The organism is Streptomyces sp. NBC_00490 (genome assembly GCF_036013645.1).
GTDB classification, from domain to species: Bacteria; Actinomycetota; Actinomycetes; order Streptomycetales; family Streptomycetaceae; genus Streptomyces; species Streptomyces canus_F.
Window position 1 is genome coordinate 2,392,978 of the sequence record NZ_CP107869.1, and the last position, 13,460, is coordinate 2,406,437.

At 69.8% G+C, this 13,460-nt stretch carries 11 protein-coding genes; 3 read left to right on the plus strand and 8 right to left on the minus strand.

Annotation, left to right across the window (positions count from 1 at the left end; all coding sequences use genetic code 11):
* Genes alaS through OG381_RS10785 form a run of 3 tightly spaced genes read right to left on the minus strand, consistent with a single transcriptional unit; the run spans nucleotide 1 to nucleotide 3,476 of the window.
* Nucleotides 1-2,673 carry an alanine--tRNA ligase gene (gene alaS, locus OG381_RS10775; RefSeq protein WP_327715898.1) on the minus strand — a complete coding sequence of 891 codons (2,673 nt, stop codon included), beginning with the start codon at nucleotides 2,671-2,673 and terminating at the stop codon, nucleotides 1-3.
* Nucleotides 2,673-3,032 (minus strand): hypothetical protein, encoded by a 360-nt coding sequence (locus OG381_RS10780; protein WP_327715899.1) that lies wholly within the window; start codon nucleotides 3,030-3,032, stop codon nucleotides 2,673-2,675. The genes alaS and OG381_RS10780 overlap by 1 nt, the downstream gene beginning before the upstream one ends.
* Nucleotides 3,033-3,041: 9 nt before the next feature.
* Entirely contained in the window at nucleotides 3,042-3,476 is a 435-nt protein-coding gene (locus OG381_RS10785) for a DUF948 domain-containing protein (protein ID WP_046260067.1), read from the minus strand.
* Nucleotides 3,477-3,635: 159 nt separating this feature from the next.
* On the opposite strand from OG381_RS10785, the gene OG381_RS10790 reads away from it, so the two are divergent.
* On the plus strand, nucleotides 3,636-5,771 hold the full coding sequence (locus OG381_RS10790) for an ATP-binding protein (protein WP_327715900.1): 2,136 nt from the start codon (nucleotides 3,636-3,638) through the stop codon (nucleotides 5,769-5,771).
* A gap of 30 nt (nucleotides 5,772-5,801) precedes the next feature.
* Here OG381_RS10790 and rpsD read toward each other — a convergent pair whose 3' ends face one another.
* From rpsD to OG381_RS10815, 5 genes are all read right to left on the minus strand, one after another.
* Nucleotides 5,802-6,416: a 30S ribosomal protein S4 gene (rpsD, locus tag OG381_RS10795; RefSeq protein ID WP_266833177.1), complete on the minus strand. Its 615-nt coding sequence runs from the start codon at nucleotides 6,414-6,416 to the stop codon at nucleotides 5,802-5,804.
* A gap of 314 nt (nucleotides 6,417-6,730) precedes the next feature.
* Entirely contained in the window at nucleotides 6,731-8,086 is a 1,356-nt protein-coding gene (locus OG381_RS10800) for a replication-associated recombination protein A (protein ID WP_327715901.1), read from the minus strand.
* 57 nt (nucleotides 8,087-8,143) lie between these two features.
* Nucleotides 8,144-8,794, minus strand: a complete 651-nt coding sequence (locus OG381_RS10805) for a vitamin K epoxide reductase family protein (RefSeq protein ID WP_327715902.1) — start codon at nucleotides 8,792-8,794, stop codon at nucleotides 8,144-8,146.
* 296 nt (nucleotides 8,795-9,090) lie between these two features.
* Entirely contained in the window at nucleotides 9,091-10,353 is a 1,263-nt protein-coding gene (gene hisS / locus OG381_RS10810; protein WP_327715903.1) for a histidine--tRNA ligase, read from the minus strand.
* 11 nt (nucleotides 10,354-10,364) lie between these two features.
* Nucleotides 10,365-11,078 carry an MBL fold metallo-hydrolase gene (locus OG381_RS10815; protein WP_327715904.1) on the minus strand — a complete coding sequence of 238 codons (714 nt, stop codon included), beginning with the start codon at nucleotides 11,076-11,078 and terminating at the stop codon, nucleotides 10,365-10,367.
* Between the two features lie 180 nt (nucleotides 11,079-11,258).
* Between OG381_RS10815 and OG381_RS10820 the strand changes: the two genes are divergently transcribed.
* Entirely contained in the window at nucleotides 11,259-12,074 is an 816-nt protein-coding gene (locus OG381_RS10820; protein WP_327715905.1) for a peptidylprolyl isomerase, read from the plus strand.
* Between the two features lie 135 nt (nucleotides 12,075-12,209).
* Complete coding sequence (locus OG381_RS10825) at nucleotides 12,210-13,439, plus strand: DUF349 domain-containing protein (RefSeq protein WP_307033244.1); 1,230 nt, start codon at nucleotides 12,210-12,212, stop codon at nucleotides 13,437-13,439.
* The last annotated feature ends 21 nt before the right edge of the window (nucleotides 13,440-13,460 follow it).

Genomic DNA, 13,460 nt, shown 5'->3' on the forward strand with positions numbered 1-13,460 from the left:
TCACTTCGCGGTGTCCGTGACCAGACGCTCGACGGCCTCGACGGCCTCGCCGATCGCGGCCGGGTTCTGGCCGCCGCCCTGGGCGACGTCCGGCTTGCCGCCACCGCCGCCACCGAGGGTCTTGGCGGCCGCGCGGACCAGCTCGCCGGCCTTGAGGCCACGCTCACGGGCGGCCTCGTTGGTGGCGATGACCGTGAGCGGCTTGCCGTTGACCGTGGTGAACAGCGCCACGACCGCGGCCCGGCCGCCCTGGATGCGGCCGCGTACGTCGAGGACCAGCTTGCGCAGGTCGTCGGCGGTGGTGCCGTCCGGGACCTGGCCGGTGACGAGGGCGATGCCGCGGACGTCCTTGGCGGACTCGGCGAGACCGCCCGCGGCCTGCAGGACCTTCTCGGCGCGGAACTTCTCGATCTCCTTCTCGGCGTCCTTCAGCTTGCCGAGCATGGCGGAGACCTTCTCCGGGAGCTCCTCCGGGCGGCCCTTGATCAGCTCCTGGAGCTGGGCGACGACCGTGTGCTCACGGGCGAGGAAGTTGTAGGCGTCGACGCCGACGAGGGCCTCGATACGGCGCACACCCGAGCCGATCGACGACTCGCCGAGCAGCTTGACCAGGCCGAGCTGCGAGGTGTTGTGCACATGGGTGCCGCCGCACAGCTCCTTGGAGAAGTCGCCGATGGTCACGACGCGGACGCGCTCGCCGTACTTCTCGCCGAACTCGGCGATGGCGCCCTGCTTCTTGGCCTCGTCGAGGCTCAGGATCTCGGCGTGTACGTCGAGGTCGCGGGCGAGCACCTCGTTGATCTTCTGCTCGACGTCGGTCATGACGGCCGTGGGAACGGCGGACGGGGAGCCGAAGTCGAAGCGGAAGCGGCCGGGCTGGTTCTCGGAACCGGCCTGGGCGGCCGTCGGGCCGAGCGCGTCACGCAGGGCCTGGTGGGTGAGGTGGGTGGCCGAGTGGGCGCGGGCGATGGCCGTACGGCGGCGGGAGTCGATCGAGGCGTGGGCCTTGGCACCGACGGTGACCTCGCCGAACTGCACGACGCCCTTGTGGACGTAGACGCCCGGGACCGGCTTCTGGCAGTCGCGGATCTCGATGACGGCACCGGAGTCGACCTTGATCCTGCCGGTGTCGCCGATCTGGCCGCCGCCCTCGGCGTAGAACGGGGTGCGGTCCAGGACGATCTCGACCTCGTCGCCCTCGGTGGCGGCCGGGGAGGAGGTGCCGTCGACGAGGATGCCGACGATCGTGGACTCGCCGTCGGTGTCCGCGTAGCCGATGAACTCGGTCTCGCCGACCTTGTCCGCGATCTCGCGGTAGGCACCGGCGCCGGCGTGGCCGGTCTTCTTGGCCTGCGCGTCGGCCTTGGCGCGCTCCCGCTGCTCCTTCATCAGGCGCCGGAAGCCGTCCTCGTCCACGGACAGCCCCTGCTCGGCGGCCATCTCCAGGGTGAGGTCGATCGGGAAGCCCCAGGTGTCGTGGAGCAGGAACGCCTTGTCGCCGGACAGGACCGTGCCACCGGACTGCTTGGTCTCGGTGACGGCGGTGTCGAGGATGTTCGTGCCGCCCTTGAGGGCCTTGAGGAACGCGTTCTCCTCGGCGACGGCGACCTTCTCGATCCGCTCGCGGTCGGTGACGAGCTCGGGGTACTGCTGGCCCATCATGGCGATCACGGTGTCGATCAGGTCGAGCACGACCGGACCGGTGGCGCCGAGCAGGCGCATGTTGCGGATGGCGCGGCGCATGATGCGGCGCAGGACGTAACCGCGGCCCTCGTTGCCGGGGGTCACACCGTCGCCGATGAGCATCACGGACGTCCGCATGTGGTCGGTGACCACGCGCAGGGAGACGTCCGACGCGTGGGCGTCGCCGTACGCGACACCCGTCAGCTCGGTGGCCTTCTTGATGACGGCCATGGAGGTGTCGATCTCGTACATGTTCTGCACGCCCTGCAGAATCATCGCGAGCCGCTCGAGGCCGAGGCCCGTGTCGATGTTCTTGCTGGGGAGCTCGCCGAGGATCTCGAAGTTGTCCTTGCCGATGCCCTCGCCGCGCTCGTACTGCATGAAGACGAGGTTCCAGATCTCCACGTACCGCTCGTCGTTGACGGCGGGGCCGCCCTCGACGCCGAACTCGGGGCCGCGGTCGTAGTTGATCTCGGAACAGGGGCCACAGGGTCCGGGGACGCCCATGGACCAGTAGTTGTCCTTCATGCCGAGGCGCTGGATGCGCTCCTTGGGCACGCCGATGATCTCGTTCCAGATGCGCTCGGCCTCGTCGTCGTCCTTGTAGACGGTGATCCAGAGCTTCTCCGGCTCCAGGCCGTAACCACCCTTGTCCTGGGGGCTGGTGAGCAGCTCCCAGGCGTACTTGATGGCGCCTTCCTTGAAGTAGTCGCCGAAGGAGAAGTTGCCGCACATCTGGAAGAACGTGCCGTGCCGGGTGGTCTTGCCGACTTCTTCGATGTCGGGCGTGCGCACGCACTTCTGCACGCTGGTCGCGCGCGCCCACGGCGGCTTGACCTCACCGAGGAAGTAGGGCTTGAAGGGGACCATGCCGGCGGGGACCAGGAGCAGAGTCGGGTCGTCCGCGATGAGCGACGCCGAAGGGACGACGGTGTGACCGCGCTCCTCGTAGAAGCTCAGCCAGCGGCGGCGGATCTCGGCCGACTCCATCAGTGGTCCTCGTTTCGGTTGTACGGGTACGTCCGGTACGTCGATCCCTCGACGTACTTCGGGTTGTTGCGGTTCTCGATGGCGGTGTACCGCCGGGGTGCGGGGAGTTCGGGGTCGACCGGGGCGTTCAGCCCCAGTGCGTCGCCCAGTTCTTCCTCCCGCTGGGCCATGTTGTCGCGCACGTCGAGCGCGAAGCCCACCGCGCGGTCCTTGATGCGGTGACCGGCTTCGAGCGCCTTGTTGGCCGCGGTCGCGGCGAGGCTCTCGGGGGTCAGCTGCCTCAGCTTGCGGTTGACCTTGGTGGTGGCCCACACACCGGCGGCGACGCCCGTGCTGAACCAGAACGTACGGCGGAACATCGCTAGGTCTCAGTCCTTCTTCCGCTTGCTCCGTCGTGACGCCGGAACGGTGCGGCCCACGATCACGGTACGCCGGGGTGCCTTGGCGGGCACGTCGTCCTTGCGGCCGCTGATCGCTCTGCGCACGCCGTATCCGAAGGCCGCGACCTTGACCAGGGGGCCGCCGAAGGTGGAGGCGACGGTGGTGGACAACGCGGAGGCGTTGGAGGTGACCTCCTGGACGTCCGAGGCGATCGCGTCCACCCGGTCGATCTGGGTCTGCGCGGAGCGCACCGCCGAGGAGGCGTCCGCCAGGAGCGGGACGGCCTGGTCGGTCACGTCCGCCACCAGCTTGGTGGTCGCCCTGAGCGTCTGGGCCAGCCTCGCCAGCGCGACGGCGAGGAAGGACACCAGGATCGCCCAGAAGACGGCCACCAGGATCCCGGCCACCTCGCCACCGGACACCGCGCACCCGCTCCCTGTACGTGCCTGAACATCGAAAAAGTCGTGCAGTGAGCCTATCGCGCCGCGGGCGGGCCTCCGCACCGGATTACCGTGCGCGCGGGGCCGCGTCGCGCGGAGCGATTGTACGGACCGAACACGCTTCAGTACGCTCCGTGTTCCATGCGTGACGATCGGCTCTGCGACGGCAATCTCCCCCTCGAACTGGACGCGTTCGTGGGCCGCTCGGCCGAACTCGCCGCACTCTCGCTGGCTCTGGAGAGCTCGCGCCTGGTGACCCTGACCGGCCCGGGTGGCATCGGCAAGTCCCGGCTGGCGGCACGGGCGGCGCTGCGGGACGGGGCGTGGCGGGTCGATCTGGCGTCGGTGCGCGATCCGGAGTTCGTCGACTTCGCGGTCGTGGAAGCGCTGGGGCTGACCGACCACACCACCCGGCTGCCGCGCGAGATCCTGCTCGCGCACCTGGCGCGGCCGGGGCGTGAACTCCTGCTGGTTCTCGACGGGTTCGAGCACTTGGTGGACGTCTGCGCCGAGCTGGTGACCGATCTGCTGCACCGGGCGCCGGGGCTGAGGGTGCTCGCCGTGGGCCGCCGGCCGCTGTCGGTGGCGGGCGAGCGGGTGTTCGCGCTGGAGCCGCTCACCGAGGCCGAGGCCGTGGAGCTCTTCGTGGACCGGGCGGGCCGGCAGGGCGTGTCCGTCGCCGCCGATCCCGACGTACGGGAACTGTGCCGGCGCCTCGACGGCATCCCGCTCGCCGTGGAACTGGCCGCCGGGCGGCTGCGGGCGCTGTCCCCCGGTCAGCTGCTGGAGCGGCTCGACGACCGGTTCCGGCTGCTGACCGGCGGGGGGCGGGACACGCTGCCCCGGCATCGGACGCTGCGTACGGCGATCGGCTGGAGCCATGAGCTGTGCACGCCTCCGGAGCGGCTGCTGTGGTCCCGCCTGTCGGTGTTCGCGGGGCTGTTCGACCTGGAGGCCGTGGAGTACGTGTGCAGCGGCAACGGGCTGGCAGAGCAGGACGTTCTCGACGTGCTGACGGAGCTGCTCGCGCAGTCCGTGGTCGGTCGCGAGGAGACCGCGACGGGCGTGCGCTACCGGATGCTGGACACGGTCCGGGTGTACGGCGCCGAGTGGCTGGAGGCGACCGGGGACGCGGACCGGCTGCGGCGACGGCACCGCGACTGGTATCTGGGCCTGGCGACCTGGTGCGAGCTGGACTGGTTCTCCCCGCGGCAGGCCGAGGTGGCCGCCCGTGTCGACGCGGAGCTGCCGAATCTGCGCAGCGCCCTGGAGCACTGCCTCGGCGACCCGGAGGAGGCGCATCTGGGCCAGTACCTGGCGGGCTCGCTCTGGTTCTTCTGGGTCGGCTGCGGACGGCTGTCGGAGGGCCGGCACTGGCTGGAGCAGGCCGTGCGGCTGGAGTCCGACAACGAACTGCCTCGGCTCAAGGCCCTGTGGGTGCTCGGCTACGTCGCGATCCTCCAGGGCGACACGGTGCCGGCGCTGGCCGCGCTCCATGAGTGCCGGGAGGAGGCGGAGCGGTCCGCGAACCCGACGGCGGTGGCGTACGCCGAGCACCGCACCGGCTGCCTGGCCCTGGTCAGCGACGACATGGCCCGCGCGGAGACGCTGCTGCGCTCGGCGCTGGAGCGTTACCAGGAGATCGGCGAGCTCAACAGCAACGTCCTGATGGGCCAGGTCGAGCTGGCGATGACGCGCGCGTTCCAGGGCGACCTGCCGGAGGCGGTACGGCTGTGCCAGGACGTCCGCCGGGTCTGCGAGGACCACGGCGAGGGCTGGACCAGGTCGTACGCGCTGTATGTGCTGGCGTACGCGGCCTGGAGCGAGGGCGATCTGGCGGCGGCCCGCACGCTGCTGACCGACTGCCTGGGCGCCGCCCACGCCTTCCACGATCTGCTCGGCTCGGTGCTGACGCTCGAACTGCTGGCGCTGGTCACGGCGGCCCAGGGTGATACAGCGGAGGCCGCGGTGCTGCAGGGCGCCGCCGCCTCGATGTGGCCCTCGGTGGGTCTGCCGCTGTTCGGCTCCGCCTACTACAACGCGCCGCACGAGCTGTGCGAGGCGACGGCCCGCGAGGACCTGGGCGACGAGCCGTACGCGGAGTTCCTGCGGACCGGGGGCCGGCTCGGCCGGGACGCGGCCGTGGCCCGGGCGCTGGGGCGCAGTCCGCGGGCGTTGCCCGTACCGCGCGGACCGGCACGGCACGCTCAGGGCGGCGTCGCCATGCAGGAACCCGCCGCCTCGCCCACCCGCAAGGGTGGGGAGACGACGGGCTGAGGTGATGCGTGTCCTACGTCCGGCTGGTGATCAGCGGGCGTAGTACTCGACGACGAGCTGCTCGTCGCAGATCACCGGGATCTCCTTGCGGTTCGGCTCGCGGTCCAGGCGGAACGCCAGGGCGCCGAGGTTCACCTGGAGGTAGCGCGGGGTCTCACCGTCGGGGGCGAACCCACCGGCGCGGGCGACCTCGAACAGCGTCTTGCTGCGGCTGCGCTCGCGGACCATCACGACGTCGTCGGGACGGACGCGGAACGACGGCTTGTCGACCTTGCCGCCGTTGACCTCGATGTGACCGTGGACGACCATCTGGCGGGCCTGGTAGATCGTGCGGGCGATGCCCGAACGCAGGACCAGCGCGTCGAGACGGCGCTCGAGCTCGATGATCAGGGCCTCGCCGGTCTTGCCCTGCACCTTGGAGGCACGCTCGTAGGCGCGGACGAGCTGACGCTCGGACACGTCGTACTGCGCACGCAGACGCTGCTTCTCGAGCAGACGGACCTTGTAGTCCGAGTTCTGCTTGCGGCCACGGCCGTGCTCACCCGGGGGGTAGGGGCGCGCCTCGAAGTACTTGACGGCCTTCGGGGTCAGCGCGATGCCGAGGGCACGCGACTTCTTGACCTTGGGGCGGGACTGGTTCGCCACAATCTCTCATTTCTCAGTGTTCGGCTCGTCAGGGTTGAGGGAGGTCGCATCCGCAGCCGGGGAAACCCTCCGGGTCCGTTGCCGGGCCTGATGGGCAGCCGCTCCCCTGGTCTGGGCACATACGTGCAGCACGCGAGTGGCCCACCGACCGGTCCCGTCGTACGACGAGTGGTGGTGGGCTGCCCGCGACACCAATCGAACGGTGCGCGACGCTCCTGGAGCCGATCCGGGGACTGGGTCCTCTGACTGGCTCCGGCTGACTGTCCTGTTCTGACTGCACAGGACGCAGCACTCCGAGGGATTCTACAGGGCGCTCAGGACCGCTTGCGACCGAGGTGCGCTCTGGTCCACTCGACCGCGTCCGCGTACCGCGCCTCGGCGCCGTGCCGGGTCGGCGTGTAGTACTCGCGGTCCTTGAGGGCGTCCGGGGCGTACTGCTGCTCGGCGATGCCCTCGGGCAGGTCGTGCGGATACACATACCCCTGCGCGTGGCCGAGCTTGGCGGCGCCCTTGTAGTGCCCGTCACGCAGGTGGGGCGGCACGGATCCGGCCAGTCCCTTGCGTACGTCCTCCATGGCGGCGCCGATCGCCATGGTCGCGGCGTTGGACTTGGGGGCCAGCGCGAGGGCGATGGTGGCGTGGCTGAGGGTCAGCGCGGCCTCGGGGAAGCCGATCATGGCGACGGCTTGGGCGGCGGCGACCGCGATCGGCAGGGCTTGGGGATCGGCCAGGCCGATGTCCTCGCTCGCGGAGATCATCAGGCGGCGGGCGATGAAGCGGGGGTCCTCGCCGGCCTCGATCATGCGGGCCAGATAGTGCAGCGCCGCGTCCACGTCGGAGCCCCTGATGGACTTGATGAGGGCGCTGGCCACGTCGTAGTGCTGGTCGCCGTCGCGGTCGTACTTCACGGCCGCGCGGTCGACCGTCTCCTCGAGCGTGGTGAGGGAGACCTCCGCCTCGCCCTTGTCGAGCGCGGCCCCGGCGGCGGCCTCCAGGGCGGTCAGGGCCCGGCGGGCGTCGCCGCCGGCGATCCGCAGGAGGTGGTCCTCGGTGTCCTCGGGGAGGGCGACGGCGTCCTTGAGGCCGCGGTCGTCGCCGAGCGCCCTGCGCAGAAGCCCGCGCAGATCGTCGTCCGTGAGGGGTTCGAGGGTCAGCAGGAGCGAGCGGGACAGCAGCGGGGAGATCACCGAGAAGTACGGGTTCTCGGTGGTCGCCGCGATCAGGGTGACCCAGCGGTTCTCGACGGCCGGGAGGAGGGAATCCTGCTGTGCCTTGCTGAAACGGTGGATCTCGTCGAGGAAGAGGACGGTCTCCTTGCCGTACCCGCCGGTGGCACGGCGGGCTCCCTCGATGACCGCGCGGACCTCCTTGACGCCCGCGGTGATCGCCGACAGTTCGACGAAGCGCTTGTTGGTGGCCTTGGAGACGACGTAGGCCAGGGTCGTCTTGCCGGTGCCGGGCGGACCCCACAGGATCACCGAGGACGGGCCCGCCGGGCCGCCCGTGGCCTCGCCGACCAGGCGGCGCAGGGGCGAGCCGGGCTTCAGCAGATGCTGCTGGCCCACCACCTCGTCGAGGGTGCGCGGGCGCATCCGCACCGCCAGGGGGCTCCCGGCGGGGTCCTTCTCCTGGCGCTCTTCGGCGGCTGCGGTGAACAGGTCGGGCTCCACGTCAAGAACCCTAATTCACCGCACTGACAATCCGGCCGGCGCCTGTGCGGCGGCCGGTCAGCTGGTCCAGAAGTCCCACCAGCGCGTCAGGATCAGCATGCCGATGATCCCGATGTGCAGGACCGGCAGCACCCAGGTGAACTCGCCGAAGAAGCTCTTCAGCCAGCGCGGGGCGGGCAGGAAGCCGTTGCGCACGTTGAACGAGGTCACGTACCAGAACATGATGATCGTCGCGACCCAGGCCAGGGAGCACCACAGGCACAGCGCGTTGATCCGGTACAGCGACTGGAACATCAGCCAGGCGCAGAAGGAGACGCCGAAGAGGGTGCCGGCGTTGAAGGTCAGCCAGTACCAGCGCGGGAAGCGGGCGCGGGCCAGCAGGCTCATGCCGACGCCGATGACGATGCCGTAGGTGACGAGGCCGAGCACCGGGTTGGGGAACCCGAAGGCGGCGGCCTGCTTCGACTCCATCACGCTGCCGCAGGAGACGACGGGGTTCAGACTGCAGCCCGGGGTGAAGGTCGTGCCCGCGACCTTGGCCTCGAGCAGCTTGAACTTGTCGATCGTGATGACCCACGCGGCGAGCAGGCCGGCCGCGCCGGTGAGCAGCAGCATGATGGCGAAGGCACGACTGCCACCCACCAGCCGTGGCTCGGCGGCGGTCCGCTCGGGCTCGGTGGAGACGTCTTTGACTGTGGTCTTGCTCATCACGCCGATTCCGTCTGCTTGAGAGTTGGACCTTCTTCGGGCAGGGGCCATTGTGCCGTACACGGGCCCGTGTCCACCGTTCGGTGGACATAAGGAAGTACGTCTGGCCGCCCCTGAGCGTTCGGTTCCGGCCGAGGTTCGAGGGCATGACACAGCACACGCGGGGCCGAAGGCCCGCGTGCGTGGCGCTCATATGTCGGAATCGCCCGGCAGGACGAATCGGTACCCGCCGGGTTGACGGCCCACCAGAAAGGTGCCGGGTCCCCTGCAAGGACCCGGCACCTCAGCACGCCGTATCAGCCGAGCCGTGCTTCCAGCTCGGCCACGATCTCGTTCACGCCGATCGCCGTCTGCTCGCCGGACTCCATGTCCTTGAGCTGGACGACACCCTCGGCGAGGTCGCGTTCGCCGGCGACGACCGTGTAGCGGGCGCCGCTGCGGTTGGCGTTCTTCATGGCGCCCTTGAGGCCCTTGGCCCCGTAGGAGAAGTCGGCCGCGATGCCCACCTTGCGCAGCTCGGTGACCTTCGCGAAGAGGATCCGACGGGCCTCCTCGCCCAGCGGGACCGCGAAGACACTGGTCGTGGAGGGAAGTTCGAGTTCGACGCCCTCCGCCTCCAGCGCCAGCACCGTGCGGTCGACGCCCAGCGCCCAGCCCACCGACGGCAGCGCGGGGCCGCCGATCATCTCGGACAGGCCGTCGTAGCGACCGCCGCCGCCCACCGCGGACTGGGAGCCCAGGCCGTCGTGGACGAACTCGAAGGTCGTACGGGTGTAGTAGTCCAGGCCGCGCACCAGCCTGGGGTCGTCCTCGAAGGCGACGCCCGCCGCGGTGATCAGTTCGCGGACCTCCTCGTGGTACGCCTTGCAGGCGTCGCAGAGGTAGTCACGCAGGAGCGGGGCGTCGCCGAGCTGCTTCTGGACCGCTTCGCGCTTGTCGTCCAGGACGCGCAGCGGGTTGATCTCCGCGCGGCGCAGGGTCTCCTCGTCGAGGTCGAGCCCCCGGAGGAAGGTCTGCAGCGCCTCCCGGTACACCGGACGGCACTCCTTGTCGCCCAGGCTGTTCAGGAGGATGCGGAAGTCGCGCAGCCCCAGCGAGCGGTACGCCTGGTCGGCCAGGATGATCAGCTCGGCGTCCAGCGCCGGGTCCTCGGCACCGATCGCCTCGGCGCCCACCTGGGAGAAGTGGCGGTAACGGCCCTTCTGCGGGCGCTCGTAGCGGTAGTACGAGCCCGAGTACCAGAGCTTGACGGGGAGGTTGCCCGCCTTGTGGAGGTTGGCCTCCAGCGCCGCGCGCAGCACGGAGGCGGTGCCCTCGGGGCGCAGGGCGAGCCTGTCGCCGCCCTTGGTCTCGAAGGCGTACATCTCCTTGGTCACGATGTCGGTGGACTCACCGACACCGCGCGCGAACAGCTCGACGCTCTCGAAGCCGGGTGTCTCGATGTAGCCGTAGCCGGAGTTGCGCAGCGGAGCCGCGATCGCCTCGCGCACCGCGAGGAACTTCGCGCTGTCCGGCGGGATGAGGTCGTACGTGCCCTTGGGGGCCTTGAAGGTGCTCACGGAAAGTCTCGTCACATTCCTCGTCGGGGAGCGTCGGCATGCGCTCCCGGGCCGGCGGCGGCCACCTGCCGCAGATACGGGTTGGTGGCACGCTCACGGCCGATGGTCGTGTGCTCGTTGTGGCCGGGCAGCACCACGGTCGAGTCGTCGAGAGGCAGGACCACGCGGGCCAGGGACTCGAGCATGTCGTCCATGGAGCCACCGGGGAAATCGGTGCGTCCGATGGAGCCGGCGAACAGCAGGTCGCCCGAGAAGAGAAGCGGAGGAATGTCCGCCGCCTCGGGCATGCCGAAGGTCACCGACCCCCTGGTATGGCCGGGCGCGTGCGCCACGGTGAGCTCCAGTCCCGCCAGTTCCAGCTTCACGCCGTCGGTCAGTTCCCTGACGTCGTCCGGCTCCCCCACGGTCAGCTCGCCCATGAGCGGCATCCCGATGGAGCGGCCGAGCGCCTTCTCCGGGTCGCTCATCATGAACCGGTCCTCGGGGTGGATCCACGCGGGTACGTCGTGCGCGCCGCAGACCGGGACGACCGAGGCCACATGGTCGATGTGGCCATGGGTGAGGACGACGGCGACGGGCTTGAGCCGATGCTTCTTCAGTGCCTCTTCGACTCCCTGGGCGGCCTGATGGCCCGGGTCGATGATCACGCACTCCTCACCGGCGGCGGGGGCGACGAGATAACAGTTCGTCCCCCAGGCCCCGGCGGGGAACCCGGCAATGAGCACGATCGTCCTTCGTTGTGTCGATAAGGGTGGGCTTGAAAAGCGGCTGCGCCTGTGGTCAGAGCCTACCGGCGCTGCCGTTTCCTCAGCGAACCCATATACGGTACGGGGCACACGCACGCGGTCGGCTCACTAGACGCAGGCGTCCCAGCAGGCGTACGAGACGCATGAGGAGAGAACCCGGTGGTCACCCAGGAACAGCGGAAGCGGCAGCTCGCCCGGGAGAAGTTCTTGCGGCAGCAGCAGCGGCGCACGGCCGCGCGGCGCAAGGCCCGCATGCGCAACTCCGTGATCGCGTCGGTGCTCGGCGTGATCCTGGTGGGCAGTCTGGCGCTCTATACGTCGGACGTCCTCAAGGGAGACGACGACAAGTCCGACGCCGCCGCGGCCACGCCGTCGCCGACGCCCAGCGCGATCGCCGACCCGTGCAAGAAGCCCGCGGAGGGCAAGGTCAAGACGGCGACCTGGAAGAAGGAGCCGTCGCTGACGATCGACAAGTCGGCGAAGTACACGATGAAGCTGGCGACGACGTGCGGTGACATAGACATCGCGCTCAAGACGAAGGCGGCCCCGCACACCGTCAACTCGTTCGACTTCCTCGCGGCCAAGGGCTACTTCGACCACACCAAGTGCCACCGGCTCACCACCAACGGCATCTACGTGCTCCAGTGCGGCGACCCGACGGGCAGCGGCAGCGGTGGTCCCGGCTACACGATCCCGGACGAGAACCTGAAGGACAAAAGCCTCAAGAACAACATCTACCCGGCGGGCACCATCGCGATGGCGAACACCGGCAAGGCGCACACCGGAGGCAGCCAGTTCTTCCTCGTCTACCAGGACAGTCAGCTGCCGCCGAGCTACACGCCGTTCGGGACCGTCTCCGAGTCCGGTATGACGGTCCTGAAGAAGATCGCGGCCGCGGGTGAGAGCACCGGAGCGGGTGACGGCGCTCCCAACGCAACGGTCGTGATCAACAAGGCGACTGTCACCAAATCCTGACCCCCAACAGCCAAATTTCGGTCGCGCGGGATGCGGACAGGCAACCCGCCGGTCGCCTATGTTGGCCGTGACGAAACTGTGGACGATGCCCGGGGGTGCTGAAGCCCCATGCAGGCATCATGTGGAGGAGGCGCTGTGAGCAGCGACCCGTGGGGCCGCGTCGACGAGACGGGGACCGTGTACGTGCGTACGGCCGACGGCGAGCAGGTCGTCGGTTCCTGGCAGGCCGGCTCCCCTGAGGAGGCGCTGGCCTACTTCGAGCGCAAGTACGAGGGCCTGGTTGTCGAGATCGGCCTCCTCGAGAAGCGAGTGAAGACCACCGATCTGTCGGCGAAGGACGCGCAGGTCGCCATCGACCACATCCGCGAGCAGGTGGACGCGCACCACGCGGTCGGTGATCTGGACGCCCTCAAGGTGCGTCTGGACAAGCTCGTGGAGACGGTCGAGAAGCGCCGCGAGGAGCGCAAGCAGCAGCGCGCCAAGCAGTCCGACGAGGCCCGTCACTCCAAGGAGGCGCTGGTCGTCGAGGCGGAGGAGCTGGCCCAGTCCGACCAGTGGCGGGCGGCCGGTGAGCGGCTGCGGGCCCTGGTGGACACCTGGAAGGGTCTGCCGCGGCTGGACCGCAAGTCCGACGACGAGCTGTGGCACCGCTTCTCGCACGCCCGGTCGGCGTTCTCCAAGCGTCGCAAGGCCCACTTCGCCTCGCTCGACGCACAGCGCGAGGAGGCCCGCAAGACCAAGGAACGGCTGGTCTCCGAGGCCGAGGCGCTGTCCGGCTCCACCGACTGGGGTCCGACGGCCGCCCGCTACCGCGAGCTGATGGCGGAGTGGAAGGCCGCGGGCCGGGCCCAGCGCGAGCACGAGGACGACCTGTGGAACCGCTTCCGCGGCGCCCAGGACGTCTTCTTCGCCGCTCGCAGCTCGGTCTTCGCCGAGCGTGACGCCGAGCAGACGGAGAACCTGAAGCTCAAGGAGGAGCTGGCCGGGGAGGCCGAGAAGATCCTCCCGGTCACCGACCTCAAGGCGGCGCGGTCCGCGTTCCGCCAGATCAACGAGCGCTGGGAGGCCATCGGCCACGTCCCGCGCGACGCGCGTCCCAAGGTCGAGGGCCGGATGCACGCCGTCGAGCGGGCCATCCAGGAGGCCGAGGAGACCGAGTGGCGCCGGACGAACCCGGAGGCACGCGCGCGTGCCGAGGGTCTCACCGGTCAGCTCCAGGACGCCGTGGCCAAGCTCCAGCGCCAGATCGAGCAGGCCCGCGCCCAGGGCAACAACGCCCGCGCCGACAAGCTCGAGCGTGAGCTGGAGGGCCGCCAGGCGCTTCTGGACCAGGCGCTGAAGGGCCTGCAGGAGTTCGGCGGCTGACAGCCGCGGTTCAGCTGCCGC

What these genes read in the sequence shown, in the direction of transcription:
- alaS (WP_327715898.1), bottom strand. Translation starts at nt 2,673, where the DNA reads ATGGAGTCGGCCGAGATCCGCCGCCGCTGGCTGAGCTTCTACGAGGAG.
- OG381_RS10780 (WP_327715899.1), bottom strand. Translation starts at nt 3,032, where the DNA reads ATGTTCCGCCGTACGTTCTGGTTCAGCACGGGCGTCGCCGCCGGTGTG.
- OG381_RS10790 (WP_327715900.1), top strand. Translation starts at nt 3,636, where the DNA reads ATGCGTGACGATCGGCTCTGCGACGGCAATCTCCCCCTCGAACTGGAC.
- OG381_RS10805 (WP_327715902.1), bottom strand. Translation starts at nt 8,794, where the DNA reads ATGAGCAAGACCACAGTCAAAGACGTCTCCACCGAGCCCGAGCGGACC.